Source organism: Propionivibrio sp., from assembly GCF_047602565.1.
Classification (GTDB): domain Bacteria; phylum Pseudomonadota; class Gammaproteobacteria; order Burkholderiales; family Rhodocyclaceae; genus Propionivibrio.
In genome coordinates this window covers 3537829-3558093 of the sequence record NZ_JASGGX010000001.1, presented here as the reverse complement: position 1 = coordinate 3558093, position 20265 = coordinate 3537829, and the positions used below count along the sequence as shown (strand labels likewise).

Below are 20265 nucleotides of genomic sequence, written 5' to 3'. Positions count from 1 at the left end.
AATTCAATCGCTTCAACTTGATTTTGTGATCCGGGGATTTTCAGGAGCATCGGCATGCGATTCGGGCGCACCAACGTAAATAAATATCTGGTCGGGGAACAGCGCCGCAATCCGGAGATCACCGGCGAATTTTCCATGCTGATCAGCGACGTGGTGCGTTCCTGCAAGGCGATCTCGCAGAGCGTCTCGCTGGGCAAGCTGATCCTGCGGGAAGGCGACGTCACCACGCTGGGCCGGCACAACGGCCCGCAGACCGACCTGAAGAACATGGCCAACCAGATTTTCCTGCACCACTGCGAATGGGGCGGGCATCTGGCCGCGATCTCCTCGGCGGAGATGGACACGCTCTACACGCCGCCCTCGGGAGAACGGCGGGGCAACTACCTGCTGCTGTTCGACGCGCTCGACGGCTCCTCGAACATCGACATCAACCTCACCGTCGGCAGCATATTCTCCGTGCTGCACTGCCCCGACTGCGGCGACGAGGCGTCGATCGAGGATTTCCTGCAGCCGGGCACCGCGCAGATCGCCGCCGGCTACACGCTGTACGGTTCGTCGACGATCATGGTCCTGACCATCGGCAACGGCACGCACGGCTTCACCCTCGACCGCGAGATCGGCGAGTTCCTGCTCACCCATCCGCATCTGGACATCCCGCCCGAAACGCAGAATTTCGCCATCAACACCTCGAAGGAGCGCTTCTGGGAACCGCCGGTCCGCCGCTACGTCGAGGAGTGCCTGGCCGGACAGACGGGAGTCCGCGGCAAGGATTTCAACATGCGCTGGGCCGCCGCGATGGTCGCCGACGTGCACCGCATCCTGATGCGCGGCGGCGTCTTCCTCTATCCCCGCGACGGCCGCGATCCGGAGTTTCCCGGACGGACCGACCTGCTGCACAAGGCCAACCCGATGGCCATGCTCATCGAACAGGCCGGCGGCATGGCCTCCACGGGATACGGGCGCATCACCGACATCGTCCCGACCGGCCTCCATCAGCGCACCCCGGTGATCCTCGGCTCGCGCGCCGAGATCGAGCGCATCGAACGCTACCACGCGGAATACCTCAACGGCGAGGACAAGCCGTTCAGCTCGCCGCTGTTCGGCACGCGCTCCCTGTTCCGGATCGAATGAGGCGGCCGCGCCGACGGGAAAAGCATTGAATGGAGCCAGCTGAATGTCGATCAAACATCCCATCATCGCCATAACGGGATCTTCGGGGGCGGGCACCACGTCGGTCACGCACGCCTTCCAGCACATCTTCCGGCGCGAAAAGCTGAATGCCGAAATCATCGGCGGCGACAGCTTCCACCGCTACGACCGCGCCGCCATGACCGCCAAGATGGCCGAGGAGGAAGCCAGGGGAAACAAGCACTTCAGCCATTTCGGCCCGGAGGCCAACCTGCTCGGCGAACTGGAGAGCCTGTTCCGCGAATACGGCGAGAGCGGCCGCGGGATGCGCCGCCATTACGTGCACGACGAGGCGGAAGCGGTCCACTTCGGCACGCCGCCCGGCACGTTCACCGACTGGGAGCCGCTGCCCGAACACACCGACCTGCTGTTCTACGAAGGACTGCACGGGGCGCTGCAGAACGGCGCGGTAGACATCGCCCAGCACGTCGACCTGCGCGTCGGGGTGGTGCCGATCATCAACCTCGAATGGATTCAGAAGATCCACCGCGACAAGGCCCTGCGCGGCTACTCCACCGAGGCGGTGATGGAAACCATCCTGCGCCGCATGCCGGACTACATCCACTACATCTGCCCGCAGTTCTCCCGCACGCACGTCAATTTCCAGCGCGTGCCGACCGTGGACACCTCCAACCCGCTGGTCGCCAACGACATACCGACGCTCGACGAAAGCTTCCTGGTGATCCGCTTCGACAACCCGCGCGGCATCGACTTCCCCTACCTGCTGAGCATGCTGCACGACTCGTTCATGTCCCGGCCGAACATCATCGTCTGCCCCGGCGGCAAGATGGGCCTGGCCATGCAGATCATCTTCACCCCGATGATCATGCAGCTGATGGACCGGAAACGCCGGGCGCGCTGATTCAAGACGGAGCGCGCGCCCTGCGCTCGTGCCACCAGCCGACCGCCACCGGAATCAGCGAGACCAGGATGATGCCGACGATCACCAGGCTCAGGTTCCTCTGCACCCACGGCAGGTTGGCGAAGAAATAGCCGGCCAGCGTCAGCGAAACCACCCAGGCGAGGGCCCCCAGCAGATTGAAGAACAGGAAGCGCCCGTAGTTCATCGCCCCGACGCCGGCGACGAACGGCGCGAAGGTGCGCAGCAGGGGCAGGAAACGGGAGATCACCAGCGTCTTGCCGCCGTGCCGCTCGTAGAAGAGCTGCGTCTTGAGCAGCGCGCCCTTGTTGAAGAAGCGCGAATTCTGCCACTGGAAGACCTTCGGCCCGATGTACCGCCCGATCTGGTAATTGAGCATGTTGCCGAGCGCCGCCGCGGCCACCAGCGTGGCCATCAGCAGGTAGAGGTCCATGCCGCCCACGGCCGCCAGCCCGCCGGCCACGAACAGCAGCGAATCCCCCGGCAGGAACGGCGTGACGACGAATCCCGTCTCGCTGAAAACGATGACGAACAGGATCGCATAGATCCATGTTCCATACTCTTGGACGAGGAGCGCGAGATGCTTGTCCAGATGCAGCACGAAATCCACGAAGACAGCGAGCATTTCCATGAAGCGGGATTCCCGATGAACGAATCCTGCATTGTAACGGACATCGCGGCGCCGGCCGGGCCGGCGCGGGCGAGGCAGTTCGCGGCGGGCGGGCTATACTTGAAGCCCGACGCCCGGACGGGCGGCCTGCCCGTTCCGGATTTCGACAACCCATAAGACAAGGAAGAGGTCGACAATGAAGAAGAACATGTTCCCCGCCAAGACGCCCCTCGTGCTGCTGCTTGCGGGCCTGCTGCAAACCTCCGCCGCGCTGGCGCAGAACACGGTCAACGCGATATGCAGCACCGACCAGCCGTGGTGCGATCTCGCCGCCGCCGAGTTCCAGAAGGCCACCGGCATCAAGGTCATGCAGACCAAGAAGCCGACGGGCGAGGCGCTGGCGCAGCTGCGCGCCGAGGCCAGCAACCCGAAGACGGACATCTGGTGGGGCGGCACGGGCGATCCCTTCCTGCAGGCGGCCGACCTGGGCCTGCTCGAACCGTACAAGCCGGACTACCTCAACGACCTGCATCAATGGAGCGTGCGCCAGTACGGCATTTCCCAGTTCATGGTCGGCGGCTTCTACACCTCGGCGATCGGCTTCGGCATGAACACCGACCTGCTCAGGAAGAAGAAGCTCCCCGAGCCCAAGTGCTGGGCGGACGCGATCAAGCCCGAATACAAGGGCGAGATCGAGATCTCGCACCCGGCCTCCAGCGGCACGGCCTACACGGTGCTCGCCGGGCTGGTGCAGATGATGGGCGAGGAAGCGGCCTTCGACTACATGAAGAAGCTGCACAAGAACGTCAGCAACTACACGCGCAGCGGCCAGGCGCAGGCGCCCAACGTGGCCAAGGGCGAGGTGTCGGTGGGCATCACCTTCATGTTCCTCTTCGAACCCTGGAAGCTCAACAAATACCCGGTCAAGACGATCGCCCCGTGCGAGGGGACGTCCTACGAGGTCGGCGGCATCGCGCTGGTCAAGGGGCTGCGCAACAGGGAGGCGGCGAAGAAATACTACGACTGGCTGATGAGCCCCGCCGGACAGTCCACCGGCGCCACGGTCGGCAGCCTGCAGGTGCCGGCCAACAAGACCTTCAAGCCGGACCCACGCATCCCGTCGATGGACGACGTGCGCCTGATCAAGTACGACTTCGAGAAATACGGCAAGGCCGCCGAGCGCCGGCGCTTGCTGGAGCGCTGGACCAAGGAGGTGGAGGCCCTGCCGCGCTGAGCGTACAGACTGTTACACAACCGCCCCACAAGCGCCACAGACGAAGGGCGCGGCAAAAACGTAGACTGCATTCGTTGCTTCAGCGTCCCCCGCTGGCAATGTTTGACCCTCCCTGACCCATCGCAACGATGGGATTTCATCCCGAGCCACACCGGCTCGGGATTTTTTTACCCGCGTCCGGAACGCCTCGCCGGGGCGTCGTTCAGGGGGCCGGCCGGCCGGGCGCCGAGGCCACCACCTGGGCCAGTTCGACGGCCGTTTTCACGCCCATTTTCTCGAACAGGCTGGCCCGGTGCACTTCGACGGTGCGCATGCACACCTTCAGTTCGTCGGCGATCACCTTGTTCAGCTTGCCGGCGAGAATCCGTTCCATGACCTGCCGCTCGCGCGGCGTGAGCTGCGCCAGCCGCCGGTTGACCGAATCCGCCGAGGCCGCCGCCCGGCGGCGCTCCTCGTCGAGCTTGAGCGCCTCCAGAACGCGATCGACCAGCAGGTTGTCGTTGAACGGCTTCTCGACGAAGTCGAAGGCGCCGTTCTTCAGCGTGGACACCGCCAGCGGCACGTCGCCGTGGCCGGTCAGGAAGATCACCGGCAACTGGCAGCCGCGCTCGACGAGCCGGTCGAACAGTTCGTTACCGCTCATTTCCCCCATCCGGATGTCCAGCAGGATGCAGCCGGCGAAGGTCGCGCCCCACGCCTCCAGAAACGATTCCGCGGACGGGAAGGTCTTGCAGGAGATTCCCCGCGACTGCATCAACCAGCTGAGCGAGTCGCGGATGGCCTCGTCGTCGTCGACGATATAGGCGAACTGAGTCATGGCTGTATCACCGGAAGAGAGATGACTAGAACGGTACCACCTTCGGGGTTTTCTTCAACCCACAGGCGGCCGCGATGGAATTCGATGATCGACCGGCAGATGTTGAGCCCCATGCCCATGCCGTCGGCCTTGGTCGAAAAGAACGGAGTAAACAGCTTCTCCAGGACATCCTGGGGAATGCCCGGCCCGCGGTCGATGACGTGGATCTCCGCCTGGTCCTCGACCCGGCAGAGCCTGACCGTCAGGCACCGCCGCGCCGACGGCAGCGACGGCGCGCTCATGGCCTCGATCGCGTTGCGCATGAGATTCAGCAAGACCTGTTCGATCATCACCCGGTCCCCCATCAGCTGCGGGGGCGCGGCGAGAATCTCGCGTTCGATGCGCACGTGGGCCAGCTTGGCGCCCGGCTCGATCAGGCCGATGCTGTCGTCGATCACTTCGATCAGGTCGTACGGCGCCACTTTCGGTTCGCTCTTGCGCACGAAGTCGTGGACGCGCCGGATGATGCGCCCGGCCCGCTGCGCCTGCACGCCGAGCTTGGTCAGCGCCGCGTGGAGCTCGTCCGGGGAAAAGATTCCCGATTCCAGCTTGTTCAGGCAGCCCGTCGTATAGCTGGTGATGGCCGCCAGCGGCTGGTTGAGTTCGTGCGCCAGGGTCGAGGCGAGCTCGCCCATGGTCACCAGGCGCGAGGTGGCCTGCAGTTTTTCCTGCTGCTGGCGGGCCAGTTCCTCCACCCGCTTGCGTGCGGTCACGTCAACGAACGAGGCCATCCAGCCGGTCTGCTTGCCCTCGGGACCGATCAGCGGCGCTTCGTAGATCAGGGCGTCCAGCCGGGTGCCGTCCTTGCGCATCAGGCGAATCTCGAAACCCTCCCGCGACGCCCTGCCGCCGATCACCGCGTCGTTGATGGCCTGCGCCCGCTCCATCTCTTCGGGCGCCCAGTAAGGCATCGGCGGGCCGACGTCGAGCAGTTCGCTCTCGCTGAAACCGACCATCTGGCAGAACGCGGGGTTGACGTAGGTCACCTTCCCCGTGAGGTCGCGGGCGCGCATGCCGACGGTCAGCGAATCCTCCATGGCCTTGCGGAACGCATGCTCCGACCGCTGCGCCTGTTCGGCGGCGATGCGGCGGCGGATGTGGCCGCGCATCACCCACAGGCTGAACAGCACGGCGGCGGCCAGCGCGATGACCAGGGCCGTCAGCAGGTTCTGCGCGAAATTGCCGCTGCTGCGGTAGGCGTCGACCCGGAGCACCATGCCGAACCCGGGCGGGTCGAGGGGAATGGCGTAGTTGATCGTGGTCTCGGCGTTGCTGACCTTCGACTTGCTGGCCAGCACGTTGCCGCCGCCGTCGAGGATGCGCACCTGGTATTTCTCGGCGAACCACCACGGCACGATGTTCTTCAACAGGTTGTTGAAGGAGAACACGCCGATCAGCACGCCCTGGTAATGCCCGTCGTCGAAAATCGGCGAATACAGTTCGAACTGCCCCCCGTCCGGCGTGGAGTAGTCGTCCGAATAGACGGTTTTCCCCAGCTTGCGCGCCATCTCTACGTTCTGCTGGAACGTCGCCTCGTCCGTCCCGAGGAGCGAGGGCGCCCGCGCCGGCACGGCCTCCCGGACCGTGCCCGCCGCGCTGATCCACAGGATCTGCACGATGTCGGGGTTGTTCTTCAGCATGTATTCGGCGCGCAGGCGGAACAGGACGTGTTTGTCCCGCTCCTTGGGCAGGTCGAGCGCCAGCTGCTCGAAATTCTCGGAGCTGCCCTCCAGATGGAAATTGATGCTCTGCTCCAGCCACAGTACGTCGGCGATGAGCGTCGAGCGCTGTTCCTCCATCTCGTTCTGGCGCAGCACCCAGAACAGGACCATCAGCAGGACGAGCAGCAGTCCGATCGCCAGCTTGAGGGCGATCAGGTACCAGTTCGACCATTTGAGCGCGACCAGCGGACGCACGCTGCCCGACATCAGTTTGTCGTCGAACGGCATGTCATCCGCCTCCGCTTTTACCGCATCTGTTCGCGTCCACCGTGTCCCCCACGGAAACGAATCGCGCGCCGGCAATGCGCGACTTTCCAGCAATTTTTCAATGACGAAGGATACCAGAGCGCCAGCCTTCCGTATGCAGGCGAGGCCTTGTTTTACAAAGCCTGCACACCAATCCGGCGGGCCATCGGCGGCACCCGGCGCGCCTTTCCGGCGCGGCTCCGGCAGGCCGGCCGCCTACCCGGTCGAGTAGTCGCTTATTCAGGCGGTTTGAATAAGACTGCATGCATCAACAACAGACCCGTCCGGAACATTTCCATGCCGGCTCAGGGTTCGGGGAAATTCGACAAGGGGGGACGTGCCAATGGATGCAAACATCATCATGGAGTTCGCGGTCATCCTGTGCTGCCTGCTGGCGGGCGCGCGCTATGGCGGCTACGGGCTCGGCCTGATCAGCGGCGTCGGCCTGCTGATCTTCGTGTCCATCTTCCACCTGCAGCCGGGCAAGCCGCCGGTTGACGTCCTGCTCACCATCATGGCCGTGCTCGGCTGTGCCTCGGTGCTGCAGACGGCCGGCGGGCTCAACGTGATGATGCGCTTCGCCGAAAAGCTGCTGCGCCGGCACCCGAACCACATCACGCTGCTGGCGCCGTTGACCACCTGGTCGCTGACGGTGATGTGCGGCACCGGCCACGTGGTCTATACCATGTTCCCGATCATCTACGACATCGCCATCAAGAAGGGCATCCGCCCCGAACGTCCGATGGCCGTGGCCTCCATCGCCTCGCAGATCGGCATCTGCGCCTCGCCGGTCTCGGTCGCCGTCGTCTCGATGGTGGCGATCATGGCCAAGGCCAAGGGCCTCGACCACCCGATCAGCCTGATCGAACTGCTGTCCATCGGCGCGCCGGCCACGCTGTGCGGAACCATCGCCGCCGCGCTGTGGAGCATGCGCCGCGGCAAGGACCTGGATAAGGACCCGGAATTCCAGGCGAGGATCAGGGACCCCGAGCAGAAGCAGTACATCTACGGCGAGTCGGCCACGCTGCTGGACAAGGTCTTCCCGCGGGAAGCCTACTGGGCGACGTGGATCTTCTTCGCGGCCATCGGCGTCGTGGTGCTGCTCGGCGCCTTTCCCGAACTGCGCCCGCTGGTCGGCGAGGGCGCCAAGGCCAAGGCGCTGTCGATGAACCTGGCGATCCAGATCATGATGCTCAGCGCCGGCGCCTTCATCCTCATGCTGTGCAAGGTCAAGCCGCAGGACGTGCCCAACGGGACGGTGTTCAAGGCGGGCATGGTCGCGGTGATCTCGATCTTCGGCGTGGCCTGGATGGCCGATACCGTGTTCGAGGCGCACTTCACGCTGCTCAAGGAATCGCTGGCCGGGGTCGTCGCCGCCAAGCCGTGGACCTACGCGATCGTCCTGTTCATCGTCTCCAAGCTGGTCAACAGCCAGGCCGCGGCGATCGCCGCCATCGCCCCGCTGGGCGTCAGCCTCGGCGTCGATCCGAAGGTGATGATCGCCTTCCTGCCGGCCTGCTACGGCTACTTCATCCTGCCGACGTATGCCAGCGACCTGGCCTGCATCGGCTTCGACCGCTCCGGCACCACGCGCATCGGCCGGTTCGTGATCAATCACAGCTTCATCGTGCCCGGCCTGATCGGCGTCGGCACCGGCTGCCTGGTCGGCTGGCTGCTCGTCAAGCTGCTGTTCTGACGCGGCGGGCGCCGCGGAAAACTTCATTTGCCGTCGCATCCGGACGGGCGATGCCGCCAACCGATCGCAGCGAGGTTGACCATGTTCAGGAAATCGCTTTTGCGCAGTCTGTACTTCCAGGTGTTGATCGCCATCGGCATCGGCGTGGCGCTCGGGCACTTCCAGCCGGAAACGGGCGCGGCGATGAAGCCGCTGGGCGACGGCTTCATCAAGCTGATCAAGATGGTCATCGCCCCGATCATCTTCTGCACCATCGTGGTCGGCATCGCCGGCATGAAGGACATGAAGAAGGTCGGCAAGACCGGCGGCTACGCCCTGCTCTATTTCGAGATCGTCAGCACCGTGGCGCTGATCATCGGCCTCACCGTGGTGAACGTCTGGAAACCCGGCGCCGGCATGAACGTCGACGTGGCCACGCTCGACGCCAAGAGCGTGGCGATGTACGCGGCGCCGGGCAAGATGCAGTTGACGACCGACTTCCTGATGAACATCATCCCGACCAGCGTGGTGGACGCCTTCGCCAAGGGCGACATGCTGCAGGTGCTGTTCTTCTCGGTCCTGTTCGGCTACGCGCTGCACGCCCTGGGCGAGCGCGGCCGGCCGGTGTTCGAGCTGATCGAGAAGCTCTCGCACATCCTGTTCCGCATCATCGGGACCGTCATGAAGGTGGCGCCGATCGGCGCCTTCGGGGCGATCGCCTACACCATCGGCAAGCACGGCCTCGGCACGCTGGCGCAACTGGCGCATCTGATGGGCTCGTTCTACCTGACCTGCGCGCTGTTCATCTTCGGCGTGCTGGGCGGCATCGCCGCCTTCCACGGCTTCAGCCTGTGGAAGCTGCTGCGCTACATCAAGGAGGAACTGTTCATCGTGCTCGGCACGTCGTCGTCGGAATCGGCGCTGCCGCGCCTGATGGCCAAGATGGAGAACGCCGGCGCCGAGAAATCGGTGGTGGGCATGGTGGTGCCGACCGGCTATTCCTTCAACCTCGACGGCACCTCGATCTACCTGACCATGGCGGCGATCTTCATCGCCCAGGCCACCAACACGCCGCTCGACCTGCGCCAGCAGATCACCCTGCTCGTGGTCCTGCTGCTGACCTCCAAGGGAGCGGCGGCGGTAGCGGGCGGCGGCTTCATCGTGCTGGCCGCCACGCTGTCCTCGGGCGGCGCGATCCCGGTCGCCGGACTGGCGTTGATCCTGGGCATCGACCGCTTCATGTCCGAGGCGCGCTCGCTGACCAACTTCATCGGCAACAGCGTGGCCACCCTGGTCGTCGCCAAGTGGTGCCATGCCCTCGACACGCGGCGCCTCGCCGCGGCGCTCGACGGGGAGGCTGGATTCGAGGAGGGACCGGGCGAAACGGCGGCGCCCGCGCCGTCGCGCGCGCCGAGCTGAGCCGCCCGGACGCGGCGCTCGCGGAGGTCGGACGGCTTGCGCGCGCCTACTCGCCGCCTTTCCTTCTCGGCTGCAGGCCGGCGACCGCCTGCGTGCGGTTGTAGGAACCCATGATGCGCAGGATGTTCTTCATGTGGTATTTGACGTTCTCCTCCGAGCAGCCGATGATCCGGGCGATCTCCCAGTTGGTCTTGCCTTTCTTCACCCAGCCGAAGATCTCCTTCTGCCGCTCGGTCATCTCCACGCTTTCCCAATCGGCGAACTCCGCCACCGCCGAGGCCGTGAGCAGCGCGTTCCTGTACTTCAGATGGTTGCGGATGCGCGCCTTGACGACGTCGCCGTGGATGGGCTTGGTGACATAGTCGATGGCGCCGGTGTCCAGCCCCTTCACCTCGCTGGCCGCCGAGCCGAGCGCCGTGACGAAGATGACCGGGATCGCCGACGTGCGCGCGTCGCCCCGCAGCCGCAGGCAGACCTCGTAGCCGTCCATCTCCGGCATCATCACGTCGAGCAGGATGACGTCGGGACTGGCGTCGATGGCCCGCTGGATGCCCTCATCGCCGCGCGTGGCGAACACCACTTCGTATTCGTCCTTGAGCACGTCGGAAAGGATCTTGATGTTGATCAGCTCGTCATCGACGAGGAGCACCTTGTATTTGCGCTGTTGCGGCATGATCGTCGGCTCAGGGCAATGACGGCGCCGGCGCGGGCGCCGGTCCGCGCGCGGCCAGTTCGCCGGCCAGCGCCGCGAGGAGCAAGCGCGCGGCCGGATAATCCAGCCGGTCGACGGCCAGTTCGAGTTCGTCGAGCCGCGCATCCACCTCCTGCCCGGCGAGCATTTCGCGCAGCCGCAGCGTGCGCTCTTCGGCAGCGATGTTGTTGCCGGCGAGCAGCGCGTCGACCTCGGCCAGCAGACGGTTCACCCGCTCGCGTTCGACCGCCGGCAGCCGGGGACTTGCCGCCGTCCCGCCCGGCTCCGCCTCCTGCCTGGACGCCTCGCGCGGCGCCGTCCGGCCGGCCCAGCGCGCGATGTCCGCGAGTAGCCGGGCGGGGTTGACGGGCTTGGTCAGGTGCTGGTTGAAACCGGCTTCGAGGCAGCGCCGCCGGTCCTGCTCCATCGCATGCGCGGTCAGCGCGATGATCGGCATGGGCCGGCGCTCGTGCCGGCGGATCTCCCCGACCGCGTCGAGTCCGTCCATGCCGGGCATTTCGAGGTCCATCAGCATCAGGTCGTGGCTCCCTGCGCGCTCCAGGGCGAAGCGCACGGCGGCGTTGCCGTCGCCGACGATGTCGCAGGTGATGCCGGCGGAATCGAGTATCTCGCGGACCAGATGCCGGTTGCTCTCGTTGTCCTCCGCCACCAGCACGTGCAGGCCGCGTAGATCGGGCGTCTCGCCGGACGCGGCGGCGGGCGCGGCGCCGGCGCTTTCCTGGGCATTCCGCTGCAGGGCGGCCAGCATCGCCGCGCGCAGGGCGCACGGCTCCACGGGTTTCGCCAGGACGGCATCGGCGCCGCCCGCCTGGAGCGTTGCGTCGCTGCTGCCCGGGCCGGTCATCACCACCACGCCCGGCATGGCGGGAAGCGCGAGTTCCTCGCGCATCCGGCGCGCCGCGTCGGCGCCGCCCACGTCCGGCATCCGGCCGTCGAGCAGAACCAGCTCGAAAGGCGGTTCGCCGCACGCCGCCGCGTGCATCAGCCGCGCCAGCGCCGCCGCGCCGGACCCGACCGCGACGGCCTCGGCCGACCAGGATTGCAGCAGTTCCGCGAGCACGCCGCGTACCGTCGGATTGTCGTCAGCGACGAGCACCTTCCTGCCGCGCAGCTCGGCGCCGATCTCCCGGATATCGACGCCATCGCCCGCGTCTTCGAGCAGCGCGCTGAAGGCGAAGGTGCTCCCCTCGCCCGGCTCGCTGGCCACCGAAATGCCGCCGCCCATGGCTTCCGCCAGCCGTTTGCTGATGGCCAGCCCGAGCCCGGTGCCGCCATAGCGCCGGGTGGTGGACTGGTCGGCCTGGCTGAACGAGCGGAACAGGCAGCCTCGCTGTTCCGGCGAAATGCCGACGCCGCTGTCGCGGACGGCGAAGCGCAGTTCGACCGCCGGCGGCCGCCGGCCCACCGCTTCGACGGAAATCAGGATCTCGCCCCGCTCCGTGAACTTGATCGCGTTATTGACCAGGTTGAGCAGGATCTGGCCGAGCCGCAGCGGATCGCCGCACAGCCGCACGGGAACGTCCGGGGCGACGCGAAAGACCATTTCGAGGCCCTTGCCCTCGGCGCTCAGGGCGAGGATCGACGCGACGTTGCTGAACAGGTCGCAGACGTCGAAGGCGATGCGCTCGATCTGCAGCTTGCCCGCCTCGATCTTGGAAAAATCGAGGATGTTGTTGAGCACGCCGAGCAGGGTGGTCGCCGCGGAATCGACGTTCGTCAGGTAGTTGCGCTGCTTCGGCGTGAGTTCGGTCTTCAGCGTCAGATGGGTCAGCCCGAGGATGGCGTTCATCGGGGTGCGGATCTCGTGGCTCATGTTGGCCAGGAACTCCGATTTGGCCTGATTCGCCGAGTCGGCATCGGCCTTCGCGCGTTCGAGCTCGCCGACGGTGTGCTCCAGCTGCCCGCGCTGCTCCAGCAGATGCGTGTTGAGCACGCCCAGCTCCTCGTGCTTGGCCTCCAGCGCCTGGTGGGCCATCTGCAGCGCGTGTTGCGACTCCTCCTTCTCCTTCCGGCGCTTGCCGATCTGCTGCAGATACATGAACAGCAGGATCATGATGGTGGCCGCCGCCACCACCGCCGCCGCCGTCTGGCGCGCCCGCACCTCCGTCTCGGCGAGCGAGGTGAAAATGCCGACCTCCCACTTGGCGCCTTGCAGCAGCGACGAGCGGGCGATGTAGCGCTGGCCGCCCTCGCCCGCATCCGCCTCCGTTATCCGGACGATGCGGTCGCCGTTGTCCAGGCGCTGCCCCCACGCCATGCGCACCGGCGCCTGCAGCCGGTCGCCGTACTGCTGCGTGCGCCCCAGCTCCTCGATGGTGGCCGCGTCGAGCGCCCGCAGCGCGCGGTACTTCCATTCCTTGCGCGAACTCAGGAAGGCGATGCCGTTCTCGTCGGTCACCACCATGGTGTCCTGGTTGTCCTCCCAGCGCGCGTCCAGGTCGCCGAGATCGACCTTGACGACCACCACGCCGATCACCTCCCGTCCCGACTCGACACGGTGCGACAGGTAGTAGCCGGGCTTCTGGCTGACCGTCCCGACGCCGAAGAAACGCCCTTTGCCGCGCTCGATCGCGTCGTGATAGTACGGGCGGAAATAATAGTTGTTGCCGACGAAGGTGAGCGGCTCCCGCCAGTTGCTGGCCGCCAGCGTCAGGCCTTCGCTGTCGAGCACGTAGATCGCCTCCGATTTCGCCGTCCGGTTGAGGCCTTCGAGGTAGGCGCAAAGCCGCGTGATGCGGTCCGGGTCCTCGGGATGCTTCAGCGTGTTGACGACCAGCGGATGGTTCGAGGTGATCTCGGGCAGGTAGTCGTACTTGTCCATCGGCGAAAAGAGCGCCGCGCTGAAATCTTCGAGCCGCCTCGCGGCCACCGCCTGCCGGGAGAGAATGCCGACGTGCTGGCTGTAGATGTACGAAAGATAGCCGCTGCCGCACAGGATGCACAGAACGGCCAAAGCGTTTCTGATCTGCTTGATGCTCGGCGTCATCTCACGGGTCCCGGCGGCCGGCGGAAGGTAAACGATCTGGAATGAACGCTGCGCCGCCCCCTCGGCGCGGACGGCGCCGGCGCTCCACGTTCGAACCGGATGATTCTAAAGGAACACTGATTCATTCGTCACCCCGGCGCGGGCCGGAGTCCGTTTCGTGGGTTCTCCTGGATTCCGGCTTGCGCCGGAATGACGAACGGGGAACAGTTCGGCGCCTCCCTGACGGTTTGCCCCAAGAAAAAAAAGGGGAGCGGCAACGCTCCCCTTCGACCATGCTCCGTGGCCCGGATCGGCGCTGCCGATCAGCCCCCGGCGCCCATGAGGGCGAGGACGACGCCGCCGGCGACGACGGAGGCGACTTGTCCGGCGGCGTTGGCGCCCATGGCGTGCATGAGCAGGAAGTTATCGAAGTTTTCCTGCTGGGCGACGCGCTGGCAGACGCGGGCGGCCATCGGGAAGGCGCTGATGCCGGCCGCCCCGATGATCGGATTCACCTTGCCGCCGGTGACCACGTTGAGCGCCTTGGCGAACAGCACCCCGGCCGCGCAGTCCACCCCGAAGGCCAGGAGGCCGAGGATCAGGATGAACAGCGTCTGGGTCTTCAGGAAGTCCGTGCCGACCATCGTCGAGCCGATCGCCAGCCCCAGGAACAGCGTCACCATGTTGGCGATCTCGTTCGAGGAGGCCTTGGTCAGCCGTTCGACCGCGCCGGATTCCTTCATCAGGTTGCCCAGCATCAGCATGCCGATCAAGGGCGTGGCGAACGGCACCAGCGTGCCGACCATCACCGTGACGATGATCGGGAACATGATGCGCGTGCGCTGGCTGATCTTGCGCGAGCTGTACGGCATGCGGATCGCCCGTTCTTCCTTGGACGTCAGCGCGAAGATCACCGGCGGCATGATGATCGGCACCAGCGACATGTAGCTGTACGCCGCCACCGTGATGGGCCCGAGCATGTGCGGGGCGAGAATCCCCGACACGTAGATCGAGGTCGGCCCGTCGATCGCGCCGATGATCCCGATCGAGGCCGCTTCGTTCTGCGTGAAGCCGAGCAGGAGCGCCAGGATCAGCGTCATGAAGATGCCGAACTGCCCCGCCGCGCCGAGCAGCACGAACTTGGGGTTCTCCAGGAGCGGCCCGAAGTCGGTCAAGGCGCCGATGCCGACGAAGATGAGCAGCGGGTACAGCTCGTTCTCGACCCCCACTTCGTACAGGATCTTGAGCATCCCGTGCTCGTCCATCAGCGGCGACAGCGGCAGGTTGGCCAACAGGCAGCCGGCGCCGATCGGCAGCAGCAGGAGCGGCTCGTAGTCCTTGACGATGGCGAGGTAGAACAGCACGAAGGAAACCAGGATCATCACCACCGACTGCCAGGTGACGCCGTTGATCCCCTTCATCAACAGGCCGATCGTTTCTTGATCGATCATGGCTCACTCCTCCTTGAACTTGAGGAGCGGCGTGCCATGGTCCACGGACTGTCCGGCGGCCACATAGACGTCGGCAATGGTGCCGGCCTGCGCGGCGCCGATCATGTTGTGCATCTTCATCGCGTCGAGAATGGCCACCTGCTGGCCGCGGGTGACCACGTCGCCGGCCTTGACGTTGACTTCGAGGATCACGCCGGGCATCGGCGCGGTCTGGGTGCCCTTGCCGCCGCCGCCCGCCGGCTTGCGGGCCGGGGCCGGGGCGGCGGACGCCGCTGCCGGGGCGCTGGCCGCCGCCGGGGCGGCCGCCGGCCGCGGCGCGGCAGCCTTGCGCGGCGCCGCCGCCGGCGCGGCATTGGGCGTCAGCCCCGGCGCGATGACGGCGCCGTTGAGGCTTTCGTCGCCGGTCAGGCTGACCTGGTAGGTGTCGTCCCCGACCACGACTTCGAAGTTGTCGGCGTCGATTTCCTGCACGTCGACGACGAATTCACGGTCACTGATGTTCAAGGTATAGCGTCGCATTATCTTCCTCTTGGCTGCCAGTTGTTGGTTTGCCGCGCACGGCCCGTGGCCAGCCAGCGGCTGGCGAAGATCTGGCTCCCCGGCCAGACGGTGCGCACCAGCGGCGCCGCCTGGCGCCGCATGCTCTTGCGGTGGGTGTGGGTGGCCACCAGGATCGCCGCCACCAGGTCGGCCGGCATACCGTTCACCGTCGGCCGTTCGGGCGTCTGCGCCCCCACGGCGTCGTCGGCGATCGCGGCGATGCGTTCGGCTTCGACCGTGGCTTCCTGCGGGCTGATCTCTTCTTCCGGCTCGTCTTCCTTGTCCAGCTTCAAGACGATCGTCAGCAGCAGCCAGAGCAGGGCCAGCAGGGCAAACACCAGCCCCATGCCGAGCACCGTCATTTCCAAGCCCCATCCTAGGTGTTCCATGGCAACCTCGTCTCTGTCGTTTTGGGTTGATCAATCATGTCCGGTCCCTTTCTACTCAGACCGGCGACAGGCCGTGTTTCTTGGACGGGTTCTGCTGCACCTTGGTGCGCAGGATTTCCAGCGCACGCGCGAGCCGCGGCCGCGTTTCGCGCGGTTCGATGACTTCGTCGATCTGGCCGACGTCGGCCGCCCGGTAGGGGTTGAAGAAGCGTTCGCGGTATTCGGCGAGCAGTTCCTGTTCGCGCGCCTTGGGGTCCGCCGCTTTCTTGATCTCGTCGCGGAACAGGATGTTCACCGCGCCTTCGGCGCCCATCACGGCGATCTGGCCGGTCGGCCAGGCGAAGGTGACGTCGGTGCGCATCTGCCGCGAGCTCATGGCGACGTAGGCGCCGCCCATGGCTTTCCGCGTGACGAGGGAGACCTTCGGCACGGTGGCTTCGCAGTAGGCGTAGATGATCTTGGCGCCGTGCCGGATGACCCCGCCGTATTCCTGGCCGGTGCCGGGCAAAAAGCCCGGGCAGTCGATGAAGGTGACGATGGGCACGTTGAAGGCGTCGCACAGCCTAATGAAGCGGGCGATCTTGTCGGAGGCGTCGATGTTGAGCGCGCCGGACATGTAGCAGGGCTGGTTGGCGACGATGCCGACCGAGTAGCCGTCCATGCGCGCGAAGCCGATGACGGCGTTGGCGGCGTAGTTGGGCTGGATTTCGAGGAAGCTTTCGACGTCGAAGATGGCGTTGATCGCGTCGCGGATGTCGTACGGGGTGTTGTCGCCGTCCGGGATCAGGCCGTTGAGCGTCTCGTCCATGCGCCCGACCGGGTCTTCGGAGATGAGCTGCGGCGGTTCTTCGTTGTTGTTCTGCGGCAGGTAGGCGAGCAGCGCCTTGACCAGCGCGATGCCGTCTTCCTCGGTGTCGGCGTCGAGGTGGGCGACGCCGCTCTTGCCGGTGTGCACTTCGGCGCCGCCGAGTTCTTCGACGGTGACCTGTTCGCCGGTCACCGCCTTGATCACTTCGGGGCCGGTGAGGAACATGTAGCCCTGTCCAGCCATGATGATGAAGTCGGTGAGCGCCGGGGAGTACACGGCACCGCCCGCGCAGGGGCCGAGGATCAGGGAGATCTGCGGCACCACGCCGGAGGCGAGCACGTTGCGCACGAACACTTCGCCGTAGGCGGCGAGGCTCCGTACGCCTTCCTGGATGCGCGCGCCGCCCGAGTCGCCAAGGCCGATCACCGGGATGCCGGCTTCGAGCGCCATGTCCTGGATGCGGCAGATCTTCTGCGACTGCACGTGCGAGAACGAGCCGCCCATCACCGTGAAGTCCTGCGAGAACACCGCCACCCGCCGGCCGTTGATCTTGCCGAACCCGGTGACCACGCCGTCCCCCGGGAAGCGCTGCTTGTCCAGCCCGAAGGTGCTGAATTCGTGCGTCGCCAACGCCCCGAACTCCTGGAACGACCCGTCGTCCAGCAGCAGCCCCAGCCGCTCCCGCGCCGTCAGCTTCCCGCGCTCGTGCTGCTGGTCAATCCGCTTCTGCCCTCCACCCAGTACCGCGCGCGAACGCAGCTCACGCAAACCTTCCAGACGCTTCTGCGTATTCCCTTCCGTCGTCATTTCCACTCCCAGAAAAAGTGCCGTCCTCGATGAACGGCCCTGTTATGAACAAATGCGAAAAATCCGCTGAGTGAAAAACCGGACGTTGCCGTCCGGTTTTTCACTTTCGCTCGAAACTACAGATTGAGCAGGCCGAACATGACATAGCAGATGACGGCACCGACCACCGACATCGACAGTCCCCAGATCAGCAGCTGACGGAACAGCTTGCCCTTGTCCTCCGAGTCGCCCGCGCAGGCGACGCACACGGCGCCGAACAGCGACAGCGGCGCCATGTTGACCAGGTGCGAGCCGACGTTGATCGACGAGACCATGGCCACCGCGCTGCCGCCGCCGAGCGTCTCGACCAGGCCGGGCACCAGCGGCAGGAACATCGGCATGACCACGCCGGACGAGCTCGAATAGCTGGAGATGACGCCGGTGACGAAGGCGAGCATGCCGTTCACCGTGGTCGGGTTGGAGACCGAGGCGATGATGTTGACCAGGGCCTTGAGACCGCCGGCCTTGTCCATCACGTCGACCAGGATGCCCATGCCGCCGACCATGATGATCACCGACCAGGGCATCGATTTGATCGCCGCCTTGCTGTCGCCGGCATTGATCAGCAGCAGGAGACTGGCAAGGATGAACGCGACGGCGCCGACGTTGGGAACCTTGCCGTTGCCGATGATGTTCAGCATCGTCGTCGAGAACAAACCCTTGGTGACGGATATGCCCGGCAGGATGACCAACAGGACCAGTACCGCGATGCAGGCGACCGTCATCCACTGCATCTTGTCCAGGGGTTCGGGTTTCGGCGCGATCTCGTCGATGCTCAGCGTGGAATTGCGCTGCTGGCGTACCCACAGCCAGCCGCCGAACAGGAAGAAACCACCGACGTTGGCAATCAACTGGGCGAACATGGAATTGAAGTAGATTTTCCAGCCCAGCGCATTGGCGTCACCGAGTGTTTGCCCCAGCGCCGCGAGTTTCGGGGTCATCTGGGTGACGAAGTGGGTCGAAATGATCCCGGTCGGCGCGATCGGCGAGAACGCCGCCCCTTCGGCCGCGCCGACGATCAGCAGCGACATCAGGAAGGCTTTCATGCCGATGCGTTCGGCGATGGCCATCGCCATCGGCGCCATCAGCGTGAACGTGGCGATGTTGCCCGGCCCGATGGTGGTGATGATGGTGATCAGCAGGAACAGGATCAGCGGAATCAGCGCGGTGTTTCCCCCGGCCAACCGGATCGCGTTGCTGGTCAGTTTCTGCATCGTTCCGTTGGTGGTCGCGACGCCGAACAGGAACGTCACGCCGGTCAGGATCATGAACAGATCCAGCGGCCAGGCCTGCATGATCTTGGCTGCGGACATGTTGGCAAAGATGGCGCCGATAATCACGGCAAACGCGATGCCGACGATGCCGACATTCAACTCCTCGTTGTACATGGATATTCCGACGACGATCGCCACGCCGATCAGCGAGGCGAACGCAGCAATCGGCATCCCAAAGATTTCACCCCCCATTTTGTTTCCTCCTCGTGAATTCCTTATCGTGTTGTCGACTGCAGCGATAAAATGAACCTCGGTTCTCGTTCGAGTCCAACACAGGGCGCACTGTCGTCGCCTTGGCGCCAGCTAGCAATTGTGGAAATCCGTAATGAAACGAGAAAAAATTCGCCGTATTTTTCCCCTCCATGCAAATGCCCCGGCCCGCGCCGTCGCAGGATCGCGGCAGCCAACCAAAATGAATATCTCGAAACTGCTGATCGCCGCCCTCTTTTCGGCCGCGCTGCCCGTCTTTGCCCAGCAACCGGTCCTGATCAAATTCAGCCACGTGGTGGCGCCGGACGCGCCCAAGGGCAAGGCCGCCGAATTCTTCGCCCAGCGCGTGGCCGCATTGACCCGCGGCGCGGTCAAGGTCGAGGTCTACGCCAACTCGACGCTGTACAAGGACAAGGAGGAAATGGAGGCGCTGCAGCTCGGCGCCGTGCAGATGCTGGCCCCCTCGGTGGCCAAGCTGGCGCCGCTCGGGCTGAAGGAATTCGAGGTGTTCGACCTGCCCTACATCTTCGACACCACCGCGCTGCTGCACAAGGTCACCCAGGGGCCGATCGGTGCCTCGCTGCTGGCCAAGCTCGAACCCAAGGGCATCAAGGGGCTGGCCTTCTGGGACAACGGCCTGAAATCGTTCTCGGCCAACCGGCCGCTGCGCACCCCGGCCGACTTCCGCGACCTGAAACTGCGCATCCAGTCGTCCAAGGTGCTCGAATCGCAGACCCGCGCCCTGGGCGCGTTTCCCCAGATCACGGCGTTCTCCGACGTCTACCAGGCGCTGCAGACGGGCATCGTGGACGGGACCGAGAACCCGCACTCCAACTTCTACACACAGCGGATGTACGAAGTCCAGAAGCATATGACGCTGACCGAGCACGGCTACCTCGGCTACGTGGTGATCACCAACAAGCGCTTCTGGGACGGCCTGCCCTCCGGCATCCGCAACCAGCTCGAACAGGCCATGAAGGACGCCACCGTCTACGCCAACCGGATCGCCCAGGAGGAGAACGACAACGCCCTGGCGAAGATCCGGCAGACGGGCAAGACGCAGGTCTACACGCCGACGCCCGCCGAGCGTGCGGCGTTCAAGAAGGCCCTGCTCAAGACGCACCAGGAAATGGCGCCGCGCATCGGCCGGGAGATCATCGACGCGATCTACCGGGAGACCGGCTTCGACCCGGACAAGATGTAGCCCCGCCGACGCCGCCCGGCCGCCGGTCCGGCCGGTA

General features: G+C 65.4%; 16 protein-coding genes. 6 read left to right on the top strand and 10 right to left on the bottom strand.

The window, feature by feature from the left end; genetic code table 11:
* The first annotated feature begins 54 nt into the window (after window positions 1-54).
* Both QM701_RS16865 and QM701_RS16860 read left to right on the top strand, forming a co-directional pair.
* A complete protein-coding gene (locus QM701_RS16865) occupies window positions 55-1131 on the top strand; it encodes a class 1 fructose-bisphosphatase (RefSeq protein ID WP_415168168.1) in 1077 nt (358 codons plus the stop codon).
* Between the two features lie 43 nt (window positions 1132-1174).
* Entirely contained in the window at window positions 1175-2050 is an 876-nt protein-coding gene (locus tag QM701_RS16860; protein ID WP_415168167.1) for a phosphoribulokinase, read from the top strand.
* A 1-nt stretch (window position 2051) separates the two neighbouring features.
* Here the strand turns inward: QM701_RS16860 and QM701_RS16855 are convergent, their stop codons facing one another.
* Complete coding sequence (locus QM701_RS16855; RefSeq protein WP_415168166.1) at window positions 2052-2699, bottom strand: DedA family protein; 648 nt, start codon at window positions 2697-2699, stop codon at window positions 2052-2054.
* A gap of 175 nt (window positions 2700-2874) precedes the next feature.
* On the opposite strand from QM701_RS16855, the gene QM701_RS16850 reads away from it, so the two are divergent.
* Window positions 2875-3912: an ABC transporter substrate-binding protein gene (locus QM701_RS16850; RefSeq protein WP_415168165.1), complete on the top strand. Its 1038-nt coding sequence runs from the start codon at window positions 2875-2877 to the stop codon at window positions 3910-3912.
* A 202-nt stretch (window positions 3913-4114) separates the two neighbouring features.
* Here the strand turns inward: QM701_RS16850 and QM701_RS16845 are convergent, their stop codons facing one another.
* On the bottom strand, window positions 4115-4729 hold the full coding sequence (locus QM701_RS16845; protein WP_415168164.1) for a response regulator transcription factor: 615 nt from the start codon (window positions 4727-4729) through the stop codon (window positions 4115-4117).
* On the bottom strand, window positions 4726-6717 hold the full coding sequence (locus tag QM701_RS16840) for a sensor histidine kinase (RefSeq protein ID WP_415168163.1): 1992 nt from the start codon (window positions 6715-6717) through the stop codon (window positions 4726-4728). The genes QM701_RS16845 and QM701_RS16840 overlap by 4 nt, the downstream gene beginning before the upstream one ends.
* Window positions 6718-7078: 361 nt before the next feature.
* Here QM701_RS16840 and QM701_RS16835 point away from each other — a divergent pair, with 361 nt between their 5' ends.
* Both QM701_RS16835 and QM701_RS16830 read left to right on the top strand, forming a co-directional pair.
* Window positions 7079-8431 carry an anaerobic C4-dicarboxylate transporter gene (locus QM701_RS16835; protein ID WP_415168162.1) on the top strand — a complete coding sequence of 451 codons (1353 nt, stop codon included), beginning with the start codon at window positions 7079-7081 and terminating at the stop codon, window positions 8429-8431.
* 81 nt (window positions 8432-8512) lie between these two features.
* On the top strand, window positions 8513-9829 hold the full coding sequence (locus QM701_RS16830; RefSeq protein WP_415168161.1) for a dicarboxylate/amino acid:cation symporter: 1317 nt from the start codon (window positions 8513-8515) through the stop codon (window positions 9827-9829).
* Window positions 9830-9875: 46 nt separating this feature from the next.
* On the opposite strand, the gene QM701_RS16825 is transcribed toward QM701_RS16830, so the two are convergent.
* From QM701_RS16825 to QM701_RS16795, 7 genes are all read right to left on the bottom strand, one after another.
* The gene (locus QM701_RS16825) at window positions 9876-10502 is read right to left on the bottom strand and encodes a response regulator (RefSeq protein ID WP_415168160.1); all 627 of its coding nucleotides are present in this window, start codon (window positions 10500-10502) and stop codon (window positions 9876-9878) included.
* A 10-nt stretch (window positions 10503-10512) separates the two neighbouring features.
* The gene (locus QM701_RS16820) at window positions 10513-13527 is read right to left on the bottom strand and encodes a response regulator (protein ID WP_415168159.1); all 3015 of its coding nucleotides are present in this window, start codon (window positions 13525-13527) and stop codon (window positions 10513-10515) included.
* A gap of 302 nt (window positions 13528-13829) precedes the next feature.
* Window positions 13830-14957, bottom strand: coding sequence for a sodium ion-translocating decarboxylase subunit beta (locus QM701_RS16815; protein ID WP_415168158.1), 1128 nt, complete (start codon window positions 14955-14957; stop codon window positions 13830-13832).
* A gap of 3 nt (window positions 14958-14960) precedes the next feature.
* Window positions 14961-15461, bottom strand: coding sequence for a biotin/lipoyl-containing protein (locus tag QM701_RS16810; protein WP_415168157.1), 501 nt, complete (start codon window positions 15459-15461; stop codon window positions 14961-14963).
* Window positions 15462-15475: 14 nt separating this feature from the next.
* Window positions 15476-15886 carry an OadG family transporter subunit gene (locus QM701_RS16805; protein ID WP_415168156.1) on the bottom strand — a complete coding sequence of 137 codons (411 nt, stop codon included), beginning with the start codon at window positions 15884-15886 and terminating at the stop codon, window positions 15476-15478.
* A 55-nt stretch (window positions 15887-15941) separates the two neighbouring features.
* A complete protein-coding gene (locus tag QM701_RS16800; RefSeq protein WP_415168155.1) occupies window positions 15942-17501 on the bottom strand; it encodes an acyl-CoA carboxylase subunit beta in 1560 nt (519 codons plus the stop codon).
* Window positions 17502-17617: 116 nt separating this feature from the next.
* The gene (locus QM701_RS16795) at window positions 17618-18985 is read right to left on the bottom strand and encodes an SLC13 family permease (protein WP_415168154.1); all 1368 of its coding nucleotides are present in this window, start codon (window positions 18983-18985) and stop codon (window positions 17618-17620) included.
* 241 nt (window positions 18986-19226) lie between these two features.
* Here QM701_RS16795 and QM701_RS16790 point away from each other — a divergent pair, with 241 nt between their 5' ends.
* Window positions 19227-20228, top strand: a complete 1002-nt coding sequence (locus tag QM701_RS16790) for a TRAP transporter substrate-binding protein (RefSeq protein WP_415168153.1) — start codon at window positions 19227-19229, stop codon at window positions 20226-20228.
* The last annotated feature ends 37 nt before the right edge of the window (window positions 20229-20265 follow it).